The organism is Bacillus sp. TL12, assembly GCF_022625245.1.
Classification (GTDB): domain Bacteria; phylum Bacillota; class Bacilli; order Bacillales; family Bacillaceae_G; genus Bacillus_A.
Genome location: NZ_JAJJBY010000010.1, coordinates 114872 through 138328 on the forward strand (window position 1 = coordinate 114872; position 23457 = coordinate 138328).

General features: G+C 35.3%; 22 protein-coding genes, 2 pseudogenes and 2 riboswitches. Of the genes and pseudogenes, 20 read left to right on the top strand and 4 right to left on the bottom strand.

Going from position 1 to position 23457, the window contains the following annotated elements; all coding sequences use genetic code 11:
* The first annotated feature begins 286 nt into the window (after positions 1-286).
* Positions 287-436, top strand: coding sequence for a hypothetical protein (locus LOK41_RS12085; RefSeq protein WP_241816679.1), 150 nt, complete (start codon positions 287-289; stop codon positions 434-436).
* A gap of 385 nt (positions 437-821) precedes the next feature.
* Positions 822-1280 (top strand): DinB family protein, encoded by a 459-nt coding sequence (locus tag LOK41_RS12090; RefSeq protein WP_174101131.1) that lies wholly within the window; start codon positions 822-824, stop codon positions 1278-1280.
* A 426-nt stretch (positions 1281-1706) separates the two neighbouring features.
* Here the strand turns inward: LOK41_RS12090 and LOK41_RS12095 are convergent.
* Positions 1707-1955: pseudogene (locus LOK41_RS12095) on the bottom strand (VOC family protein); the annotation flags it as partial.
* A gap of 270 nt (positions 1956-2225) precedes the next feature.
* Here LOK41_RS12095 and LOK41_RS12100 point away from each other — a divergent pair.
* Entirely contained in the window at positions 2226-4535 is a 2310-nt protein-coding gene (locus LOK41_RS12100) for an AAA domain-containing protein (protein ID WP_241816680.1), read from the top strand.
* Between the two features lie 86 nt (positions 4536-4621).
* Positions 4622-4726, top strand: a riboswitch (SAM riboswitch).
* A gap of 93 nt (positions 4727-4819) precedes the next feature.
* Positions 4820-6022 carry a M20 family metallopeptidase gene (locus LOK41_RS12105; protein ID WP_241816681.1) on the top strand — a complete coding sequence of 401 codons (1203 nt, stop codon included), beginning with the start codon at positions 4820-4822 and terminating at the stop codon, positions 6020-6022.
* Positions 6023-6265: 243 nt separating this feature from the next.
* Here LOK41_RS12105 and LOK41_RS12110 read toward each other — a convergent pair whose 3' ends face one another.
* Complete coding sequence (locus LOK41_RS12110; RefSeq protein ID WP_174101135.1) at positions 6266-7330, bottom strand: CotS family spore coat protein; 1065 nt, start codon at positions 7328-7330, stop codon at positions 6266-6268.
* 202 nt (positions 7331-7532) lie between these two features.
* Here LOK41_RS12110 and LOK41_RS12115 point away from each other — a divergent pair, with 202 nt between their 5' ends.
* From LOK41_RS12115 to LOK41_RS12130, 4 genes are all read left to right on the top strand, one after another.
* The gene (locus tag LOK41_RS12115) at positions 7533-8678 is read left to right on the top strand and encodes a glycosyltransferase family 4 protein (RefSeq protein ID WP_241816683.1); all 1146 of its coding nucleotides are present in this window, start codon (positions 7533-7535) and stop codon (positions 8676-8678) included.
* Positions 8679-8694: 16 nt separating this feature from the next.
* On the top strand, positions 8695-9753 hold the full coding sequence (gene cotS, locus LOK41_RS12120) for a spore coat putative kinase CotS (protein WP_241816684.1): 1059 nt from the start codon (positions 8695-8697) through the stop codon (positions 9751-9753).
* A gap of 1 nt (position 9754) precedes the next feature.
* Positions 9755-10393: a hypothetical protein gene (locus LOK41_RS12125; RefSeq protein WP_241816686.1), complete on the top strand. Its 639-nt coding sequence runs from the start codon at positions 9755-9757 to the stop codon at positions 10391-10393.
* An 85-nt stretch (positions 10394-10478) separates the two neighbouring features.
* On the top strand, positions 10479-10775 hold the full coding sequence (locus tag LOK41_RS12130; RefSeq protein ID WP_241816688.1) for a hypothetical protein: 297 nt from the start codon (positions 10479-10481) through the stop codon (positions 10773-10775).
* A 198-nt stretch (positions 10776-10973) separates the two neighbouring features.
* On the opposite strand, the gene LOK41_RS12135 is transcribed toward LOK41_RS12130, so the two are convergent.
* Positions 10974-11927, bottom strand: coding sequence for an NAD-dependent epimerase/dehydratase family protein (locus tag LOK41_RS12135; RefSeq protein WP_241816689.1), 954 nt, complete (start codon positions 11925-11927; stop codon positions 10974-10976).
* On the bottom strand, positions 11924-13213 hold the full coding sequence (locus LOK41_RS12140) for a UDP-glucose dehydrogenase family protein (RefSeq protein WP_241816742.1): 1290 nt from the start codon (positions 13211-13213) through the stop codon (positions 11924-11926). Before LOK41_RS12140 ends, LOK41_RS12135 begins: the two co-directional genes overlap by 4 nt.
* Positions 13214-13415: 202 nt before the next feature.
* Between LOK41_RS12140 and LOK41_RS12145 the strand changes: the two genes are divergently transcribed.
* From LOK41_RS12145 to LOK41_RS12200, 12 genes and pseudogenes are all read left to right on the top strand, one after another.
* Entirely contained in the window at positions 13416-14237 is an 822-nt protein-coding gene (locus tag LOK41_RS12145; RefSeq protein WP_241816691.1) for a UTP--glucose-1-phosphate uridylyltransferase, read from the top strand.
* 68 nt (positions 14238-14305) lie between these two features.
* Positions 14306-14645 (top strand): annotated as a pseudogene (locus LOK41_RS12150) (aminoglycoside phosphotransferase family protein); the annotation flags it as partial.
* A gap of 55 nt (positions 14646-14700) precedes the next feature.
* A complete protein-coding gene (locus tag LOK41_RS12155; protein ID WP_241816692.1) occupies positions 14701-15216 on the top strand; it encodes a GNAT family N-acetyltransferase in 516 nt (171 codons plus the stop codon).
* 125 nt (positions 15217-15341) lie between these two features.
* A complete protein-coding gene (locus LOK41_RS12160; protein ID WP_241816693.1) occupies positions 15342-16670 on the top strand; it encodes a YjiH family protein in 1329 nt (442 codons plus the stop codon).
* 467 nt (positions 16671-17137) lie between these two features.
* On the top strand, positions 17138-17716 hold the full coding sequence (locus LOK41_RS12165; RefSeq protein WP_241816695.1) for a GNAT family N-acetyltransferase: 579 nt from the start codon (positions 17138-17140) through the stop codon (positions 17714-17716).
* Positions 17717-17725: 9 nt separating this feature from the next.
* Positions 17726-18223, top strand: a complete 498-nt coding sequence (locus LOK41_RS12170; protein ID WP_241816696.1) for a GNAT family N-acetyltransferase — start codon at positions 17726-17728, stop codon at positions 18221-18223.
* A gap of 333 nt (positions 18224-18556) precedes the next feature.
* Positions 18557-19186, top strand: coding sequence for a YdcF family protein (locus LOK41_RS12175; protein WP_241816697.1), 630 nt, complete (start codon positions 18557-18559; stop codon positions 19184-19186).
* A 170-nt stretch (positions 19187-19356) separates the two neighbouring features.
* Positions 19357-19445, top strand: a riboswitch (SAM riboswitch).
* 60 nt (positions 19446-19505) lie between these two features.
* Positions 19506-20324 (top strand): MetQ/NlpA family ABC transporter substrate-binding protein, encoded by an 819-nt coding sequence (locus tag LOK41_RS12180; RefSeq protein ID WP_174101147.1) that lies wholly within the window; start codon positions 19506-19508, stop codon positions 20322-20324.
* A 13-nt stretch (positions 20325-20337) separates the two neighbouring features.
* The gene (locus tag LOK41_RS12185; protein WP_241816699.1) at positions 20338-21498 is read left to right on the top strand and encodes an acyl-CoA dehydrogenase family protein; all 1161 of its coding nucleotides are present in this window, start codon (positions 20338-20340) and stop codon (positions 21496-21498) included.
* 6 nt (positions 21499-21504) lie between these two features.
* Positions 21505-22266: a methionine ABC transporter ATP-binding protein gene (locus LOK41_RS12190; RefSeq protein WP_241816700.1), complete on the top strand. Its 762-nt coding sequence runs from the start codon at positions 21505-21507 to the stop codon at positions 22264-22266.
* Positions 22256-22918 carry a methionine ABC transporter permease gene (locus LOK41_RS12195; protein WP_174101150.1) on the top strand — a complete coding sequence of 221 codons (663 nt, stop codon included), beginning with the start codon at positions 22256-22258 and terminating at the stop codon, positions 22916-22918. Before LOK41_RS12190 ends, LOK41_RS12195 begins: the two co-directional genes overlap by 11 nt.
* Before the next feature lie 260 nt (positions 22919-23178).
* Positions 23179-23400, top strand: coding sequence for a YdbC family protein (locus tag LOK41_RS12200; RefSeq protein WP_241816702.1), 222 nt, complete (start codon positions 23179-23181; stop codon positions 23398-23400).
* Positions 23401-23457: the final 57 nt, after the last annotated feature.

Here is a 23457-nt window from a genome sequence, read left to right on the forward strand (position 1 = left end):
ACAGCTAATCCAACATGACTACACGAACACTGATTATATGAATACAAAAGAAGATCTTCTTCAGTAATCTGGGGGAATCTTTTTTTATGTTCATAAATACAAGTGCTACTGACAAGTGTAGTAAAAGGTATGATGAAGGAAGGGGCTTTTGGGAATATTCGTATAGTGAAGACAGACAAAGGGGTTATGTTACAAAAGTGAACTCCTTTTTCCATATGAGAGACTTATTAGTGGGGCACATAAGAAGAGCACTACATCAACATTAGGATTTTTGTATGTGATTCAAATGAAAGAGGAAAAGGGTAATGTATTTGATGTATTTGTCTTGCATCAACTAGCAACAGACTTTGAGCAGTTACTAAAGGTACGGAAACAAAAGAACATTCTTTTAGATATTATGTTTTGCTCGAGAAAACAACTAAAGGGTATGTATTAGTTAGATACAATCTGTCGTAATGACTGTGAGAGGGTAAAGTGTGGTATTTGTTTGATGGAAAAATAATTTCTAATTAGCATGGGTGAAGCACTTTACTAAAATTTGTAATTTATCTTCCAGTTTTATTGGGCAACGACCTTCACCTTTTGAAGTAAGAGATGAATTGTAGTTGGCATAAACTAAAAGTTTGGTTTCAAACAGCTTGTACATATAGAAGGGGTGATAAGTGATGAGTAGTTCAAGGTTTTAAAAATTGAAGAGATAGCAGAAGTTCAAGATTGTCTTATCGTATTTGGGAGTTGGAATTCGTTAAGCATATTAAATGTATTTCGTGATTGTTTCTGGTAAATTTAAATAAACTGTACATAAGGAAGGAAACGATAGAGTGAATAGAACAATAGGTTTAAAACAATTTGAATTAACACGTGGGGCATTAGTTAAATTTATGGAGACATTGGATGATAAAACTGCCGATAAGCAGCCGGAGGGCTTCAACAATACAATTCGTTGGCATATTGGCCACGTGTTAACTGCAGCAGAGACTTTTATGTTTGGAAAAGAGTTTAAGCATTTGCCAAGTGAATATCCAGGTTTGTTTGGATATGGCACAAGACCATCTGAATGGGGAACAGAAGGACCTTCATTAGAAGTGTTAATTTCACAATTACAAGAACAAGCACAGCGTATTAATGGAATTCCAGCAGAAGCATTTGAAAAGAAGCTTTCAGAGCCATTCTTAGGATTGGAAACGGTAGGTGAGCTTTACGGTATGATGTTGTACCATGAAGCTGATCATATTGGTCAAATGAAGGCGATGAAACGTATTATAGAAGTAGAAAAGTAACGAAGAGAAAGCCTGTACAGTGTACAGGCTTTTTTAAGTAAAAGAAAAAGGTCACCTATTGCAGTAGGTGATTGAAATTTAAATGGCTTTATAAATTTTGAAATTTATATACGCTTTAATTTGATATTTGAGTTTGGTAAATAAAATAATTTTTCTATGTCTTACAATCATGTAGCGTAATCCAAAAATTGAAACCCAATAGGGTTTATTTGGTATGCAAATCTTTAAAGAACTTACACTAGATCTTTAGAAAAAGAAAAAATCTCACATGAAATTAAACTTATATAAGCTTAGCTTGATGAGCATGGGGTTGTAATAAGAGACAGTGTATATTTCCTAGTTGAATGTTTGTTTGAGTCATCGTATCAGTTCACCTCTATAAATGAATAAACGGGGAATGAATACCCCACTGATGAAAGCCACACCTTATCTCTCCGTCTCAAAAAACTCGAACCATTCTCCATCAGGACCAGAGAAGAAAATGTAACGCGTTCCATCAGGTAGTGTTTCAATTTCTTCACTTAATAAAAAAGTGACCCCTAATTTTTTCAGCCTTTCAATTTCATCTTCTAATGAATCCACTTTAAAGCAAATATGATGTACTTTTCCTTCAGCCGGAAGAGAAGGGTTATAGCCTTCAATTAATTCAAGAATTGTTTCTTGTGATTCTTCTAACTGGCATGATCAATTCCTTCTTTCCATAAAGTGAAACTTTAATCAGTGGGGGGCTTCATCCCCCACTGATTATTAGTTGAACCAATCGGGCCTTTACGGGCAGTTTATCTCCCACCTAACTTCTTTGCTTACACCGAATTTTGAGGTGGGAGTATTACTGCCCGTTAGTGCGGGATAAATTTAATATGTATCATAATATTGAAAATTAAGAAAATAAGCAAGATATAAATCTTGCTTATTTTCTCGCGTTCTATGATATAGTGAGAAAGTATGTTTGGAGAGAAGGAAGGAGATTATAATATGAACACAACTTCGCAAACTCCTTCATTAACGGAAACAATGAAAGAGTGGCATCAAGCTTTAGCATATGAAATTAAACATTGGAAAACGATAGGCGGCAGCAAATTATCTATTATAAATGGTCGTTTTTTATATACAGATTATGAGAGTACGGTTTATGTATTTCAGCTTATTTCGGAAGTGAGCTTACCAGATGGTACACCGATTCGAATTGAATTTGATGGTGAGGAAGCAACCGGAGAAGTGCTTTCTGTACATGGATTAGAAATCGAACTGAAATTAAATGATTATATACAAGGCGAAATAAGAGAAGCGATTTTATATAGTGAACCATGGCAGTTGTTAGAGCAATTACAAGAACGGTTGAAAGAAATACGAAAAGATAAGCAAAAGCGTCAGCGGGTAAAACGTCTTTTAGATGGAAAGAGTACGCCAAAGCATATTGAAAAGGTGAAAAACCCGAAGAATGAATTTGCGTATCGTTCTTTTTACAATCCGACGACATATGTTTGGGGGCCACCCGGAACGGGGAAGTCATATAATTTATCACGTATTATTTCGGCGCATTATCAAAAAGGAAAGTCAGTACTTGTACTCGCGCATAGTAATGCGGCAGTCGATGTATTAATGAGTGAAGTGACAAAGCAAATCGAAAAGAAAGAAAAGTGGACGCCAGGAGAAATCGTCCGGTATGGATTTAGTCAACATGAACATATACGGAATCACGATACGTTGCTTGCTTCTAGATTAGTGGAAACGACGAATGGATCATGGGGAGAAGAAAAGCTTTATTTAGAAGAAATGCGCCAAGATCTTCGTCAAAAAATCTTATCTTATAAGGCGACTGCTTCTGATAAGAAACGTATGCAAGAAATTGAAGGCGATCTCAGAAAGCAAAGAGCGAAGATTAAAGAAGTAGAAAGAGAATATATTGAAAATGCACAAGTAATTGGTGCAACGCTATCCAAATGCGCGATTGATTCTCTTGTTTATGAACGGACATTTGATTTAATTGTTGTGGATGAAGTAAGTATGGCATATGTGCCACAAATCGCATTAGCTGCTTCTCTTGGTAAAAGAATTGTCGTTTGTGGTGACTTTTTACAGTTGCCTCCAATTGCGATGGCAAATCATGAACTTGTTAGAAAGTGGCTTGGGGAAGATATGTTTTATCATGCGGGAATTGTGCAATCGGTAAATAGTTATGAAGCGCATCCGAACTTATTTATGCTAGAGGAACAACGACGTATGCATGCAGATATATCTAAATTTACAAACTCATTTATTTATAAAAATAGAGTGTTCGATCATCCTTCTGTTTCAGCGAGGGAAGAATTAGCGAAATTACAGCCATTTGCGAACGAAGCGCTAGCTTTGTTTGATACAAGTTTGATGGGAGCCTATTCTTTAAAAGATGCGGCTTCTGGTTCGCGTTTTAATATGATGTCTGGATTACTCGCGATGCAGATGATTTTAATTGGATTGTTAGATGGTGTTCAATCGATTGGAGTGGTAACGCCATATCGCGCGCAGTCCCGTTTCTTATCAACATGTATAAGAGAAATATTGCAAAAAACAAAGTATCGAAATGCACCTGTTCTCGCAGCGACGGTGCATAAATTTCAAGGGTCCGAACGAGATATGATGATATTTGATACAGTAGATAGTTATCCGCAAGAACGTCCCGGCGTGTTATTTTTTGATCATAAAAACCATCGTCTTGTCAACGTTGCGGTAACGAGGGCGAGAGGGAAATTTATTCAGTTATCGGATTGCCAGTACATGCGGAAAAATCTTTCGAAAAAGCAAGCGTTATCTCACTTAACTTCTCACATAGAAAGACACGGGAATGTATATGATCACAGGGCATCACGTCCGTTGTTAGAAAGAAAAATTACAAAACGTTTGCGCTGGTTTATGCAAATGAATTTGGAAGAGACGAAAGCACTATTAAAAGATATTCTATCAGCAAAACAAAAAATTATTATGTCGCTTCCAAGTACAAGACAAGTAGATAAAAGAGTATGGCAGGCATTAATGCGTACAACAGCACAGGTAACAATATATAGCGATGGACCAATTCCGCTAAAAAATGTAAGAGTACAAAGGCAAAATAAATCACTCCCATTTGTATGTATTGATGATGAAATCTTTTGGGTAGGTGCTCCGTTAACGTCGCAAATGATGTTTGAAGGAAGTCCAGAATTCCCTTATATATGTATAAGACTACAGGCGCCTGAAACGATTGGCGTTTTAAAAGGGTTTTTAGATATTCGGTAAAATCAGATCGGAATTCCTTGACATTTAGTCGGAATAAAACTAGAATGAAAATAATTTAATATAATTTTATGAAAACAAAAACGATTTTCTTATCAAGAGAGGTAGAGGGACTGGCCCTATGAAGCCTCGGCAGCGGATTCAATATGAATACTGTGCCAATTCCAGCAAGTGAAAGACTTGAAAGATAAGAAAGAAGGCATTTTTGAATCTGTATTTTTTAAAGCCTCTTTCTATCTTTTAGAGAGAGGCTTTTTTATATGTAAATTTAAAGGAGGAATAGGAAAATGACAACAAAACAAGTAACGTCACACCGAAATATCATTACTGAAAGCATAGAAACAAATAAAGAGAAGTATGTAAAAACAAGTCATGATATTCATACGAATCCTGAAATTGGTAATCAAGAATTTTTTGCATCTAGAACATTAAGTTTACTTTTAGGGAGTGCAGGATTTCAGCTTCAACACAATATAGCAGGACATGAAACAGGCTTTATCGCACGGAAAAGCTCAGGGAAACAAGGGCCTACAATTGCCTTTTTAGCGGAGTATGACGCTTTGCCTGGATTAGGTCATGCGTGTGGTCATAATTTAATTGGCACAATAAGTGTTGCGGCAGCCATTGCATTATCAGAAACAATTGAGGAAATTGGCGGCGAAATCGTTGTATTTGGAACACCAGCAGAAGAAGGTGGTCCAAATGGAAGTGCAAAAGCAAGTTATGTGAAGGCCGGTTTATTTAACAATATTGATGCAGCACTTATGATTCACCCGAGCGGAAAAACAGCAACAACAAGTCCGTCACTTGCGGTTGATCCACTTGATTTTCATTTTTATGGAAAGGCTGCACATGCGGCAGCGTCACCAGAGGAAGGAATTAATGCCTTAGATGCGATTATTCAGCTTTACAATGGGATTAATGCACTTCGCCAACAACTTCCAGCAGATGTGAAAATTCATGGTGTCATTACTGAAGGTGGAAAGGCACCGAATATTATTCCAGATTACGCAGCAGCTCGCTTTTTCATTCGCGCAGCAACACGCATTAGATGTGCTGAAGTGACAGAAAAAGTACGAAACATTGCGCAAGGTGCAGCGCTGGCTACAGGAACAACAGTAAAAATCAATCAGTTCCAAAATGAAATTGATGAATTATTAGTGACAAAAACATTTAATGAAGTGATTGCTGAGGAATTAGAAAACCTCGGTGAAGATGTAAGTCGTAAAGAAAGACTTGGAATCGGTTCAACAGATGCAGGGAATGTGAGTCAAGTCGTACCAACGATTCACCCTTATATCAAAATTGGTCCAGATGATTTAATTGCTCATACGAATGAATTTAGAGAAGCAGCTCGTTCAGAACTTGGAGACAAAGCATTAATTACATCCGCAAAAGCATTAGCATATGCAGCATACAGATTAATTACTGAAGAAGGAACGCTTGCTCAAATTAAGGAAGAATTTAAAGAGGCGCAGCGAAATCAGTGATGTAGAAATATAATTGGTTAGACCTTGGTATTGAAAAAATGATAGTGAAAGGAGCCTGCTGTTTATTTAGTAGGCTCCTTATTTTTAGTTTCACTTCATCCTCTTATTTGACAAATATAATTAGATGTCAGAGTAAAGATAATAAATTATCGCTTATAAAGAAGTTTATTAATAGAAAGAGTAGGTGCTTGGATACAGTTATAATCTGTGAAAAATAGGATGACTAAATACTAGTATTAGATTTTAAAATTTCTCAATTAAAGTATTTAAAGCTTTAGATTTTATTCTCTCATATTCCATGGCTTCGGCAAGTTCATTAGGAAGAAGAGGGGATTTTCTAACATATCTTTCACGAATTACATCGTAAAGTTCATATGGAAATAGCATATCGATAAACATGATCTTTTTTTGTTCAGCTGTTAGAGGGGAAATTGATTCGTAAGCGTTAATCATAATATTAAATTGATCCTCATTCCAAACCCCCGTTGTATCCAATAAAGGGATAATCATTTTACGCAAATCACGAATTGGAAGATCAAAAGAAACGGTATCTAAATCAATTACCCAAATTTGATTGTTTGGATCAAGGAGAGAATTTCCTGTACCGTAATCTTGATGGCACAGGTTAGGATTTGTTTGTAATTGATTTGTCCAGGCTGTATATTCAGAATCTAATAGTCGCTGAAGTGTTTGTTTTGCTTCTAGAATAAAAGGGTCAATTTCAGCTAAGTACAATTGTGAAAATGGATCATCCTTAGTACTTGCAGCTAAGTTTTTCCAAATATCCATTTGTTGATATCTCTTAATATAATGGTTTGGCCAGCGTCCAAGTTTTGTGAAAATAGGCACTCCTGGTGGCGGCTTATAACCAATAGACGCAAGATGAAAGTCAGCTAACCCCTTCATAATCATTTCAAGGTCTTCTTGCATAGTAAGTTCGAAAGGTCTTCCCTCAATCCATTCGTATCCGACAAATAAAAATGGACCATGTTTTGTGTATAACTGATTATTTTTGTTAGGAATAATACTTGGAACACGCATTCCTTTTTTTGCAAGATAATCTTGTGCATGAATAGAAAATAACGCTTTCTTTTCTGGGCGATGAATTCTTTTTAAGCACATAGGTCCATCTGGTGTATGAATTTTCCATACTAATGCAAGTTGTCCCCCCTGTATTAATTCAATGGCATTTACAGTAATATCCCAATCTTGAATCATTGTTTCAGCTAACGTTAGTAATTTGCTCTCCTCTTCAGGCGATAATATATATTCTGTTTCTTCTGTGTGTTTTTCCACATATGTCACCATCCTTTATACATTCTCTTATTACTTTATGGTACAAGACAATTGGTTGTTCTAGCCATTCGCCTTTAAGGATAAAAAGTAGAGCTTTTACCTATTTTGTGTTTGGTATTTGGAAAAGGGTGCTCGATTACTCACAACGGTAGGAGCTTTTTCGTAACATATGTTGAAGAGGGTTGTATTCTTTGTGAAATGGAGGGATTATCGTATGAAAATTGCAATCATATCTACTGAAAAACTACCTGTACCAGCAATACGAGGAGGAGCTATTCAAATTTATATGGATTCCGTTGCTTCTATTATTGCTTCAAAAGGAAAAGATGTGACAATTATTTCGATACATGATCCGGATTTGAAAGATTTTGAAAAAAGAGAAGGTGTTCGGTATATACGTTTTTCAGAAGATGAGTATGTTCCTCGTATTGTTGAACATATAAGCAAGGAAAATTATGATGTAGTTCATTTATGTAATCGTCCAAACTGGATAAAAGTTTTATACGATGCTGCACCAAAAACAAAATTTGTATTAAGTGTGCATAATGAGATGTTTGCATATGAAAAGATAAGTGATGAGGAAGGGGAGGCATGTCTTTCAGTCGTTTCAAAAATTGTAACAGTAAGTGATTATATTGGTCAGACAATTACTTCTCGTTTCCCAGCAGCGAAAAATAAGACAAAGACAGTATATTCGGGTGTAGATTTAGATCAATATACTCCTGCTTGGACAGCGAGGGGGAAAGAAGTAAGAAGAGATGTTCAAAAAGAGTTGAATTTACAGAATAAAAAAGTAGTTTTATTTGTTGGTCGATTGAGTAAAGTAAAGGGGCCTCATTTATTGCTACAAGCACTTCCCAAAATTATTGAACAGCACCCAGATATTATGATGGTTTTTATTGGGTCAAAATGGTTTGGGGATGATAACTTAAATAATTATGTGAAGCATTTGTATACATTAGGAGCGATGTATAAAGAACATGTAACTTTTATTAAATTCGTAAAGCCAAAGGATATACCGACTCTCTATGCGATGTCAGATCTTTTCGTTTGTTCTTCACAGTGGCAAGAGCCGCTAGCTAGGGTGCATTATGAAGCGATGGCTGCAGGTTTACCTATTATTACAAGTAACCGGGGTGGTAACCCAGAAGTAATCGTTGAAGGGAAAAATGGTAATATTGTGCATGACTTCGAGAATCCTGATGCATATGCTGAAAAGATTATTAATCTACTAAATAATAAAAGCAAGTGTGAACAAATGGGAAGAAATGGACGATTAACAGTTGAGAAGGATTTTAGTTGGAACCGTGTTGCTATGAATTTACTTGGAGTATATGAAGAAGTATCTAGAAAGAAGTAAGAGAGGATGAGGGGAATTGGGCGAGGAAACTAGATTAGACTACGAGCATTTAGAGAAAGTGCTTCAATTTTATCCATTTGAGCTGAATAATATTACGTTACAATCAAGCAGAAGTGGAAGAACAATTTGGGAAGTAGAAACAAATGAAGGAGTAAAAATATTAAAACAAGCACACATGAATCCAAAAAGAATGTTATTTGTTGCAGGAGCACATCTACACCTTTTAAACAATGGTTTGCCAATTACAAAGCTTCATAAGACGAAGAGAGGGGCTTTCTGTATTGGGGCTGGTGAATATTCATATGTACTATATGATAAACATCAAGGAAAGGAAATCATTTATTATAGTAAAGAACAACTAGAAAAGGTGCTTATATATGCAGGGCAATTTCAACGAGCATCTGAGGGGTATATTTCAGAACCAGAAAGCAAAATACGAAGTCGGTTAGGAAAGTGGCATAAGTTGTATAGATGGAAATTACAAGAATTAGAAGGTAATAAGAAGATTGCTCTTTCTTTTCAAAATGATCCATTTTCAGTCATGTTTTTAGAGTATGCGGATAAGATGTTAGCGCGTGGGAAGAAAGCATTACAAGAAATTGATGAGCCATACTATAGCCAATGGACAAAGGAAGTTATCGCATCAAAAGGTTTTTGTCAACAAGATTTTACTTTAGCGAGATTTACAGAAATGGAAGACACTGTTTTTATGAAGGAGTTACATTCTATTACTAATGATTTACCAGTTCGAGATTTACGTATTATTTTAAATAAAGTAATGAAAAAAATGTCAGTATGGGATACTGATTTTGCTGTTCATATGTTAAAAGCATATGATTCTGAGAATCCATTGTCGCAAGAACAATATCGCATTCTTTGGACAGAGTTATCATTCCCGCATTCATTTTGTGCGATTGCTCATAAATATTACTTGGCTCAGAAAAGATCTTGGTCTGATGAAAAATATATTTGGGCATTACAAAATATTATTGCTTTGGAGGAGTCAAAAGAGGAATTTCTACAAAATTTTTCTGATGTTTTTCATGCAATCAAAAGTGGAAACGGAGGGGAATAAAATGAACCATAAACAGGAGAAAATGGTTATCCCACTTCTGGACCTAGACAAATTTATTTTTTCTCCACCAGGTCCAATGGGATGGGCTCTTTCAGAATATGAACAAACGATGAATAAACCTCAAGATATTGTTTTAAATGAACTATCTGTAGTAGAAAATTTAGCAGCTGTTAAACAAGAAGAATTGGTTGAATTACCAACAATTAAATTTCTTGATTCAAAAGAGGAGGAATATAATCAAGAAATTGCAACAAGTGAGGAGTTGATAGAGGCGGTAAATGAAGAAGTAAATACTGAGATAAATGAAGAAGTAACGGATGAAATAATTGAATTGGAAGAGAATGAGGAGTTAGTTTCGCTTGAACAGGAAAAACCAAAACTAAAAATCAAGATTATTGCACCTGATCAACCGGTAGCTCCAAGGCTAATAGATGGTAGTAATGCCGAGGTAAATGAAAAAGTAAGTAATGAGGTAAACGGTGAAGTAACGGATGGAATAATTGAGTTGGAAGAGAAAGAAGAGTTAGTTCCGCTTGAACAGGAAAAACCGAAACTAAAAATCAAGATCATTGCGCCTGATCAACCAGTAGCTCCAAAGCTAATGGCAGGTGTTGAAATTTCCAAAAAGAAAAAGAAGTAAAGAGAAAAAGTCCGCAAGTATATCAATCTTTTTATATCTGTTTAACATACTATATTTATGAAACTATAGTGAAGGAGGTTTATCAATGTCTGAAGTGAAAAAAGCAGAAATAAAGTTGAATTTTGAAAAAGGTTTTAACTTTGATTCAGGAAATGATTTAGAGGAAGCTTTAAGAGTGATAATTGATGCAATTCAATCTGGATCACACGATGGTATAGAAGTCGAATTTCAGTATGTAGATGAGTCAGAGGTGAATTTCACTAACGAAGAAGGCGAAGAAGAAGAAGACGGAGAAGACGAAGATGAAGAAGAAGATGGCGATGAAGAAGAAGAAGATGGCGATGACGACGAAGAAGACGAAGACGAAGAAGATGAAGAATAAAATAATCCCCCCTTATTAGGGGGGATTATTTTATTGCAGATTATTTGAATGGAGTTTGAGAAGGAATAGTAGTTATTACAATTTTTCGTACATAGATTCTAGTCTATCAGCTGGGCTGGATATTGAAACTTGGATGATTTTCCTTCTAATTGCTAGAGAGGGCAGCTTTTCTGTACATAAATATGATACTTTCATAAGTTACTCTCCGTTGTAGAGCGGGTTTAAATAATGGATCTCCGTTTGTAACCCGTCAGCCAACGAAATGGAAGGGGAATATTGTAAGAGGGAAGCTGCTTTAGAAATATCCGCCCATGTGTGTTTAGGCTCTCCGGGTATTGCGTTGAGAAAATGTATTTTTGCTCTCTTACCAAGTTTTTTCTCTAGCAAGGAAATGACATCTAAAACGGATGCTCGTTCTTTTCCACCAATATTGATGATTTCACCTATTATATGATTTTGTGTTTCTAAAACAGCTATGGTACCGCGTATACAGTCATCGATATAAGTAAAATCACGTGTTTGAGTTCCGTCACCAAAAATAGTAAGAGGTTTATCTTCTAACATTTGTTTTATTAGTCTATGAAATGCCATATCAGGACGTTGGCGCGGTCCATATACTGTAAAATACCTTAGAATAACAATTGGTATATGGAAGTTTGTTTGATATATATGACATAGATGTTCTCCGCTTAACTTTGTCACACCATATGGTGATAAAGGGGTAGGAAACAAGTCTTCAGAAACTGATCCTGTTTTTTCACCATAAACAGAAGAAGTAGAGATATGAATAAATTTATTTAAATTTATATGCTTACAGGCTTCAAGTAAGCGCTGTGTAGCGAGAATGTTATTGGAAACATATGGATCGAAATCTTTCCCCCAACTTGTTCGTACACCGGGAATTGCAGCTAAATGATAGACAATATTTACATCTTGTAAAAGCTCAGATAAATCAGTAGTTAAAAGATCACTTTGTATAAATTGAAACCGTGGGTGATTTTTGAATTGTTGTATATTTTGATGCTTTGATGTAGCGGGAGTAGGACCGATGAAATGATCGATCCCAATTAAATTGTAGGATTCGTTTTTGAGTAATGCTTGACATAGATGGGAACCGATAAAACCGGCTGCGCCTGTAACAAGAATTTTCATGGACGACCAACTCCTATATATTGTAAACCATGTTTTTCTACTTCATTTTTTTCAATACAATTACGACCATCAACAATGGTACTTCCTCGCATCATTTTTTTCACTTGTTGCCAATCAAGTGTTTTAAATTCATTCCATTCTGTCGCAATGACTACACAATCAGAATTTATTATAGAAGATTCCAAGTGAGTATGCTCCGTGACATGCTTTTTTAGAGGAGAAGGAAGGTGGGCTTTTGGATCATAGGTATGAATTTCGTAACCAAGAGGAATTAATTTTTCAATCAGTGTAATAGCAAGCGAATAGCGTATATCGTCTGTAAGCGGTTTGAAGGAAATTCCTAAGACTGTAATTCGGTTTGAATTAGAGTCTTTAAATTTGTCCTTAATTTTTTCAATATAATAGTCTACTTGTGTGGAATTAATAGATTGAACAGCTTGTAAAATGAAAGGCTCGACTTGTTTGCTCTTCGCTGTATAGATTAATGAATTCAAATCTTTCGGGAAACAGGAGCCACCATATCCAATTCCAGCTTGGAGAAAATGAGGGTTAATTCGGAAATCGTACCCGATTCCTTTTGCTACTTCAGTAATATCAATTTGATATGCGTCGCAAATTCTAGCAATTTCATTGATAAAAGATATTTTTGTGGCTAAGAAAGCATTGGAAGTATATTTAATCATTTCCGCACTATTTAAAGTTGTATGAAAGAATGGAGCTTTTATATCTTTATACATTTCTTGCATAATTTTAAGCGATTTTGTATCGTCTTTTTGTGTACCTACCACTGTTCTATCTGGAAAGAGCATATCATGAACAGCGGATCCTTCTCGAAGAAATTCGGGATTAGAAACAATATTAAAAAGTGAAGCGTCTATCCCTTTTTTTATGAGCATTTCACTTATGAGTTGATTTGTACCAGGTGGAACTGTACTTTTTGTGATAATCGTTTTATATGATTTTATGTTTTGAGCTATTACATCGATAACAGAATAAATGTATTGTAAATCCGTTTTTCCATTGGGGGCGGAAGGAGTTCCAACAGCAATCATAATAACAGGTGTTTGATTAATAACTTGACCAACATCACTACAAAATTTTAAACGATTTCTATTTTTATATAGAAGCTCTTTTAAATCCGGTTCGTAAATAGGAAGGTCACCTTTTTGAAGAATATCAATTTTACTTTGGTCTTTATCAACACAAACAACATGATGTCCTAAATTTGCTAATACTGCTGCTGAGGTTAGTCCAACATAGCCAGAACCTATTATACATATGTCCATAATAAGGCACTCACCTTTCTGAAAATTTGTACCTGCTTTTATATTATATTGATGGACAAGTCTGACTTGTGCCATATCAAAAGCCCTATTCATACGATAAACGATAGGGATGGATAAGTTAAATGCCTTTTTTTGATAGATTGATGAGCGGGTAACGAATTACTGAATATACTATTGGAAATAGGATGAAGGAGCGAGGATCGTGATAAAAAAAGCAATAATTCCAGCTGCTGGTTATGGAACGCGTAGCCTACCTATTACAAAAGTAGTTCCAAAAGAGATGTTTCCGATAGGAAATAAACCTGCGATTCATTATATTGTAGAAGAAGCTGTAAATTCTGGAGTTGAACAAATATTAATTGTTCTTTCAAGAACAAAGAATTTAATAGTTGATTATTTTGATTATTCATTAGAATTGGAAGCGTTTTTAAAAAGAGAGGATAAATCACATTTATTAAATGAATTTTCTATTCCGGATATTCAAATTCATTATACGAGGCAACCGTATGCAAGGGGACTGGGTGAAGCAATAAAACTAACGGAAACATTTATAGGAAATGATCCTTTTGCTGTACTTTTACCAGATGATATCGTAATTTCGGATAAAGAACCAGCTTTAAATCAATTAATTAAGATATACCAAGAGACAAACAGTAGTGTAATAGGTATCCATACAGTACCGGACGAAGCTTTAGGAAAATATGGAATTGTAAAAGGGGATATAGTAAAAAAGGATTATATGCAAATTACAGATATTGTTGAAAAACCGAAAGTAAATCCCCCATCTAATTTTGCAGTGATTGGTCGGTATGTTTTTACACCAGATATTTTTCCGTTGTTAAAAAACATAAAGCCTGGAGTCGGAGGAGAGTATCAACTCACTGACGCGATCCATTCTTTACTTACAATGAAAAACGTGTATGGGAAAATCATTGATGGAAACAGATATGATATTGGACAAGAAGATGAATATATTCAACTTCTTAATCTTATCTATAAACAAAATAAAGGAAGTAAGAATTAAAGGGTGGCAATGTTTTCTCATGCATGTGAGTAGTCTAATAAATGTTTATTAAACTACTCACATGCATTGTTGTAGATTTTGAATCAATTACTTATGTAGATCGCATAGAAGGATTAGCGTGGCTTATAAAGTGGTATTCTCGGACGAAAGGAATATCCTCACATGAAGTTTGTCCTAAAGTTGCTCAAGCATTTTTGCAGGGATATGATGCAGGTGATTTTTTAGATTCGACTGATTACGAAAGACTGTCCTCGTTATTATGGTTGTCTGGTTGCTTGAATTGGAATTTTGTTAAGAAGACATTTGAAATTTTAGAAGGAGAAAATTGTGAAAGGTTACTTGAAGAACATCTAGAATTTTTTTAAGTTACGAGGAGAAAAATTATATTCCTTATTAAAGGTAAATTGATTATTTCTTTTTTATTGAAATAAAGAGTCGAGGTACGAAAAAGGAGGAAGAAACATTGTATCAAAATACTCTTGAAGGTTATCAAATTAGAACTGCACATGGCGAGGAAAGTATTCTCATTATCCATATGCTAAAAGAAGTTGCACAGTGGTTAAAAGAGAAAGAAATCGACCAGTGGCAGTATCTCTTAGCAGGTGGAGATGACGAAGAAATCATTCAAGCTATAAACAATAAAAACACTTACATCATTTTAAAAGAGAATGAAATAATAGGCACTTTTACACTGTCTTCCATACAAAGTGAATGGGATCGCCATATTTTTGGTGAAGATGCTCTTTCTGATTCACTATATTTACATAGACTAGCGATTATCCCTAAGTGTATGAAAAATAGAATAGGCGAAGGGGCTTTGATGTGGATTCAAGATAATATGAATACTGACAAAACGTTCTTAAAGTTAGATTGTGTTGCAAATAATACGAAACTAAACAACTTCTACAAAAATAATGGTTTTGAGCATATTGGCGTGGTAGATGGTCATAATAAGTATCGAAAAAGGATGGGAAAATAGCTCCCATCCTTTTTCGGATAGTTGGTTTACACTTACATCTTACAGTTGTTATTTAATATATACAGAAAAAAGAGGAGTACGAACTATTTATACAGAATATTTAGATAACTGGAGGTGTAGAGGAATTGGGTCAAATTGAATTAGAAAACAAAATCGTAAAAACAGGGCAGGAGAAACAAATCATTCTTCGTTTTATCCTTGCTAGTTTGATTGGTATCTTTATGTTTTTTGTTCCTGTTACAATCAATGGTACGTCATCAATCATGATTGACCACATTGTATCTTGGATTCGAGCAGTAGTTCCATCAGCTGTCCCATATTATGCTTTATTTGTCATGACAATTGGTGCAATATATCCGTTTTATACAAAGAAATGGAATGCGTCCATTGTAGATATGTGCTTTTCACTCTTAAAAGTAATTGGAGTCATATTTGGAGTATTGTACTGTTTTAAAATAGGACCAGCTTGGTTTTTTGCTCCTGATGTTGGACCGTTTCTTTATGAAAAACTAGTCGTGTCGGTAAGCTTACTTGTCCCAATTGGATCGGCATTTTTAGCATTATTAGTTGGCTATGGCCTATTAGAGTTTATCGGTACATTTTGTAGACCAATTATGAGGCCACTATGGAAAACACCGGGACGATCAGCAATTGATGCAGTTGCTTCTTTTGTTGGGAGTTATTCTTTGGCCTTGCTCATTACTAATCGTGTGTACAAAGAAGGAAAGTATACGACTAAAGAAGCAGCAATTATTGCGACAGGTTTTTCAACGGTTTCGGCAACATTTATGATCATCATTGCCAAAACATTAAACATTATGCACTTATGGAATTTATATTTTTGGACCACACTTATCGTAACATTCATTGTAACCGCTATCACTGTGAGAATCCCACCACTACGAACAAAACCAGATACATACATTACTAAAGAAGGTTTTCCAGAACCAGTCTATAAAGAGAAGAAGTTAGAACGTGCTTGGGAAGATGCATTAGAAGTATCGAAATCTGCGCCAAGTGTGATGAAAAATATTTTAATCAACCTAAAAGATGGATTCATTATGACGATGGGAATTTTGCCATCTATTATGTCAGTTGGATTAATCGGTATTTTACTAGCAAAGTATACGCCGGTATTTGATTGGATTAGTTATATTTTTTATCCATTTACATGGCTGCTGCAACTTCCAGAAGCCGAACTAGCCGCAAAAGCAGCATCAGTTGGAATTGCTGAGATGTTTTTACCATCATTACTTGTTGTGAGTGCGCCGCTTGTAACTAAGTTTGTCATTGCCGTTGTATCGGTATCATCTATTTTATTTTTTTCAGCGTCGATTCCATGTATTTTGTCTACAGATATTCCGTTAAAAGTTTCTGAACTTATTATTTTGTATGTGCAAAGAACAATTTTAACATTGGTGATTATTACGCCAATTGCATATGTGTTGCTTTAAGAGTGTAAAGGTCACTCTTATATTATTAAAGTGATTTCTTTTGGATTTCTAGTAAAAGAAATTTTGGGGTGCGAACCATTCACCATGTACAAGCTTTGGCATGTATACGGTTATTGAAATAAATAATGGGAGAGATAATATGGATTCTTTGTTGTTTGGAATGTTGGGAGGAATTATATTTAGTATCATTACGATCGGACTTCAAATTAAATTGAGATTGCAATCTATTGAAAATTTGTTAGAAAAAATTTTAGAGCACAAAAATAATAATTTGGAGAAAAGGGATTAAATATATTCTCTATATTTTACTTTGAGAGGTGAAAAAGGCTCACTTGCGTTATAAAGGGGAGTCTTTTTTTTCTGTATGATTGGATTTAAAGTGGTAGAAAATGATATTTTGAATATTTTGATATATACTGAGCGGCAAACTATAATATAGCTATATACATAGAAAAGGGGATTTTTTTATGGAAATAGTAAATGAAAGAGCAATGTTACGATTAATGGGTGCAAATGATGTAGAAAAATTGTTTTCAATTGTGGAAGGAAATAAGGAAATATGGACGTATTTAATATTTAAAATGGAAAGCTATCAAGATATGGAGCGATATGTTGAAACGGCAGTAAAACGTTATATAAGGGGAACGGATTTACCATTTGTTGTGATAGATCAAAAAACGAATGAAGTTGTAGGGAGTACACGTTTGTATAGTATTTCCAATGATAACAAAACGGTTGAACTTGGCCAAACTTGGTATCATCCGAGTGTACAACGAACAAGTATCAATACCGAATGTAAGTACATATTATTACAATATGCGTTTGAAGAATTGCAAATGCTGCGTGTGCAAATAAAGACAGATTTGCGCAATGAAAAAGCACAGCGCGCAATTGAAAGGCTTGGTGCGGTAAAAGAAGGTGTACTAAGAAATGAAAGAAAGTTGCCGAGTGGCTATGTCAGGGATGCGGTTGTATATAGCATCATTTCGAGTGAGTGGCCAGTTGTGAAAGAACAACTACTGAAAAAAATGGATTTGTATAAATAGGAGGTATACATGGTAAATATTGAAACAAAGAGACTGAAGATGATTCCCTTTACATTAGAGTTTGTTGAGGCAACGATAAAAGGAAGAGGAGAGCTGCAAGAAATCATACCATATAAAATATCTTTAGAATGGCCCATGCCTGATTATAAAGATATTTTATCGTGGATTGCGGAAGGTTTACGAAAAAATCCGGAGCAAAGTAAGTGGAGTGGCCTCATTATTCATAAGGAAGATAATGTGATTATTGGTGATATGGGTTGTAAAGGTGCACCTGATTCAATGGGTACAGTAGAGATTGGATATAGTATTGTGCCAGAATATCAAGGGAATGGCTATGCAACTGAAATGGCAAAAGCTTTCGTTGAATGGCTACAGCAGACTAATGAGGTGCAAATCATTAAAGCAGATTGTTTCAAGAGTAATATTGCCTCAAGTAAGGTTTTAGAAAAAACAGGATTCAAATGTGTACTGGAAGAACAGCATATGAAATATTGGATTATAAAATAGATAGAAAAAAGAGGTGCATTTCTATGAAAATAGAAAAATCCCTTCTTTTTTTCTTACAAAATGATTACTTCTTTTATATACTTTTGTTTCATCATTCCCTTCTGTGAAGAAATTCGTTACAATAGAGTTGCATAAGAAATTTTGTACATAAATCAAATTCATAAAATATGAACCACAAAAAATAGTAAATTAAAAATCCTCTATTTGAATGAAAACCCTTTATAGCACCAATCAATTGTTGAGAAAAGTGCCTTCTTTCAAATGAACTCAAATATAATGATTTAAAATAGATTATTTTTTAGAAGTATGGATAATGCACGGGGGCCAGTACAAATGAAACAAAATAAGAAAAGTAAAAAAAGAAGAGTCTTGCAGGTGTTCTTGCTCATGGTTAGTTCTATCATTCTATTTGTAAGTTATGCAGCTTACGATATTTGGAATTATCGCTTTAAAACGGACGAGGTAGATACAGATGCTGCTGTTGTACTAGGGGCGGCTTCTTGGAACGGAAAACCATCTCCTGTATTTCGTGAAAGAATCAATCATGCGATTTCTTTGTATAAGAATGGAAGTATTAAAAAAATTATTTTTACAGGTGGTACGAAATTTGAAGCAGAGCAGGAAGAAGCACGTACTGCGAAAGCGTATGCATTAAAGCATAATGTAAAGGATGAAGATATATTAATTGAAACACAGTCGCGTTTTACAGAAGATAATTTAAAGAATGCGAAACAGGTTGGAATTGATAATGGCTTACATACATACACGATTGTAAGTGATCCTCTTCATATGAAGCGAGCGATGAAAATAGCGAAGCATATTGGGATGGATGCATATGCATCACCAACGCCAACGTCAGCATATAAAACATTAGATACAGAAATTCCATTTTTCTTTAAAGAATTATGTTCTTATATTGGGTATGTCGCATCGTTACCTTTACGTATTTTGAAAGGTGATTAAAAAATAAAGAAAAGGATAGACAAAGGTAGAGTGGTTCTACGGAGTCTATCCTTTTTTATATAAAGATGGGTTAGGGTTTCTATATATTTACAAATTATTGAAAAATTTTAAAATAAAAACCTTGTATTTTCATCGGAATAGTGACACAATAGAGAGCATAATCAAATATAATCTTATCGAGAGAAGTGGAGGGAACGGCCCGATGAAACTTCAGCAACCTATTTGTAATAAAAAGGTGCTAATTCCGAGTAGATAAGAAGGAAAAGAAATGACAACCTTCTTTTATATGTAAGGTTGTTTTTTAATAGGAGGAGAAAGGATGAAGCGATTATTTTTTGCACTTGTAAGTATTGTATGTAGTTTATTTATCATTACTGGTTGTACGCAGACATCAGGGGGCGATCAAAAAGAGATTCGTTTAGGGTTTACACCTGGTCCATATAGCGATCAAGTGAAAAAAGCAGTACAACCGTATTTAGAAAAAAAGGGATATAAAATTAAAATTGTTGAGTTTAATTCACCAAACGAAACAAATCCAGCGTTAACGAATAAGGATATTGATGCAAATATATTTCAAAGTACTGCTTTTATGAAGTCTTACGCAAAAGAAAATAATGCGAAAATTTCAAGTATTATTCAAGTTCCATCAGCACCTCAAGGTGTATACTCTGAAAAACATAAATCATTAGATGATTTGAAAGATGGAATGAAGATTGGGGTACCAAATGATCCAGTTAATCTAGAACGAGCATTACGTATTTTAGAAGGGATTGGCTGGGTGAAATTAAAAGAAAATGTAAATATTTTAACAATCTCTGAAAAAGACATAACGTTTAAAAAGAAAGATTTCAAATTAGTGCCACTTGAATCACCACAAATACCAAGAGCTATGAAAGATTTAGATTACGGCATTATTAACGGAAACCTTGTCATTTCATCTGGACATAAGTTAAAAGAAGCATTGGAATTAGAAAAAACACCTCCGCAACATAGAATTATTGTTACGGTTCGTGATGAAGATAAAGAAAAACAATTTGCGAAAGACTTAATGGAAGCGTACCATTCACCAGAATTTAAAAAGATGATTCAATCTGAAGAACAATTTGAAGGATTTGTGCTTCCTGATTACTTAAAGTAAAGGAGATCTTGATATGACATTATCATTTATAGAAACAGAAGAACAAGTTCTCGTATTGGAGAAGATAAAGGCATTAATTCCGCAATTTGCAGGAAGGGAACATCAACTGAGTGAACTCGGATCTTTTCCTTTTGAAAATATTAAAGAGTTGCAGAATATCGGTTATACGAAGTTAACATTACCAAAAGATGTCGGAGGAAAGGCCATTTCATTGTATGATTTTGTTTTATTTCAAGAAAAGATTGCAGAGGGAGACGGGGCAACAGCTTTATCAATCGGTTGGCATCTTGGAATAGTGAAAGAACTTGCGGAAAATCGCTCATGGAAACCTGAGATGTTTACGTGGTTTTGTGAAGAAGTAAAAAAAGGCGCTCTTTTTAACCGGGCAGCAACTGAACCAAAGACAGGGAGCCCAACGCGGGGAGGAAAGCCAGAAACGCTCGCTGTCCAAAAAGGCGATAAGTGGATTATAAACGGAAGAAAGACTTTTACAACGATGGCACCTGTACTTGATTATTTCATCATCTCAGCGAGTATTGAAGGGCGAGATGAGATCGGAGAATTTGTAATCCCAAGACATGAAAAGGGTGTGTTAATTGAAGAGACTTGGGATAGTGTTGCGATGCGTGGAACCGCTAGCCATGATCTTGTACTGCAGAATGTTGAAATCCCAGATAAATTTTTTACAGATATAAAAGGTTCGAAGGCGAAACCAAAAGGAATTGGATGGTTACTTCATATACCAGCATGCTATTTAGGAATTGCACAGGCCGCAAGAAATTATGCGGTTGATTTTGCAAAATCATATCAACCGAATAGTTTAAACCATCCAATCAGTTTGCTTCCAAACGTTAGAAGATTAGTAGGCGAATTAGAACTCGAACTCTTGCAAGCTCGTACTTTTTTATACCAAGTTGCGAAAAAATATGGTGAGGCGGAAGATAAACAATCCCTGCAAGCAGAATTAGCAGCAGCGAAATATATTGCGACGAATGCGGCGATATCAATTGTTGATAAGGCAATGAGAATTGTGGGAGCAAAAAGTTTATCTGAAAAGAATCCACTGCACCGGTATTATTTAAATGTTCGCGCTGGTTTGCACAATCCACCAATGGATGATGTAACACTCTCATTACTAGCAGACGATGCTTATAAATCAATTGAAAAGGAGTGAGTGAACATGATAACGCTTCGTGATATCAATAAAACGTTTCAGACGAAAGAAGGTTTATTTCACGGTGTAAAATCAGTATCTTTGCAAATTGAAGAACATGATATATATGGAATTGCTGGCTTAAGTGGAGCGGGAAAGTCTACGTTATTACGTACAATGAATTTACTGGAAAAGCCGGATTCTGGTTCGGTGATTGTAAATGGTGAAGACTTAACAAAGCTATCAAAGAAAGAATTACGAGCAGCCAGACAGTCAATCGGGATGATTTTTCAACACTTTCATCTTCTTCATAATAAAAGTGTATCGGATAATATTGCTTTGCCATTAGAATTAAAATCCGTTTCAAAAGAAGAGAAAGAAAAACGTGTAAGTGAATGCTTGGAGATCGTTGGTTTAAGTGATAAAGCACATCATTTTCCTTCACAACTAAGCGGTGGACAAAAACAGCGTGTTGCGATTGCTCGTGCATTAGCAAATGATCCTAAGGTATTACTTTGTGATGAACCGACATCGGCACTCGACCCGAAAACGACACGATCTATTTTGCAATTTTTACAAAAGATAAATAAAGAGTTAGGAGTTACAATCGTAATTGTAACGCATGAAATGAATGTCATTAAACAAATTTGTAATAAAGTCGCGGTAATGGAAGAAGGAGAAGTTGTTGAATCATTCCACTTACGCGACCAACATTTAAAACCAACAACAGAAATTGCGAAACTCTTATTAGGAGTAGAGCAAGAGAGGGGCATTGCACATGTTCAATAATGTTATCCCGCTCCTTCCAGAGATTTGGACATCACTTTTACAAACATTATTAATGGTTGGACTGTCAGTTGGAGCAGCAATTATTTTAGGTATTCCTTTAGGGGTAATTTTATATTTTACTAGCAAAGGACAAATTTTGGAACAAAATATAGTTCATCGTATTTTAAACGGCATTGTAAATATTATTCGTTCATTTCCATTTATCATTTTACTAGTTGCACTAGTACCACTTACAAGAGCTCTATTAGGAACTACAATTGGTCCAATTGCCGCAACGATTCCTTTATCAGTAGCAGCTATTCCATATTTTGCGAGACTCGTAGAGCAAGCGCTGCGCGAAGTTCCAAAAGGAGTGATTGAAGCCGCTGAGGCAATGGGGGCGTCACCGCTGCAAATCGTGTGGAAAGTGCTACTTGTTGAAGCGCGTTCGGGCCTTGTATTAAGTTTAACCGTTTTAACGGTAAGTTTTATTTCTTACTCCGCTATGGCAGGGGTTGTCGGAGGCGGCGGTGTTGGGGACTTAGCAATCCGCTTTGGATATTATCGCTTCCAAACAGATGTTATGGTTGTTACGGTACTTATGCTTGTCATCCTTGTTCAATCTGTGCAATTTATTGGGAATAGAATTGCTGCGAAAATTGATAAACGGTAAGTGTGAAAAGGACTTCCGTGTATATCGAAGTCCTTTTTGAGGTGTGCGGGGAATAGAAAATATCGAGGAGGAGTGTTGTGAAAGGGTAAATGACTTTTTATCGGTGCTTTATCAAATATATCGATTGTGCAATAAATAACGACAAAAATAAGAATCCGCTGACGATAGTTTTTATGCAGAAAATTAGCTCTATCGATATCACATATGAGAGAATGTAGGAGAGTCAATTAGGGAATATATATGTTAAAGGAGGAACAATCGTGGCAGAAATTAAATTTGATATTAAAGAAACTTTTGGAGCTATATCACAGTCACCTAAAGGCTGGAATAAAGAACTCAATTTAATCAGTTGGAACGGAAAAGAGCCGAAATATGACCTGCGTGATTGGGCACCAGAGCATGACAAGATGGGAAAAGGTGTCACATTGATGGTCGAAGAGTTAAAGGCTTTAAAAGATATTTTAAACAGTATGGAGTTATAAAGCGAAATACTTTATGCAGAGAAAACCACTTTTGAATCATATTTCAAAAGTGGTTTT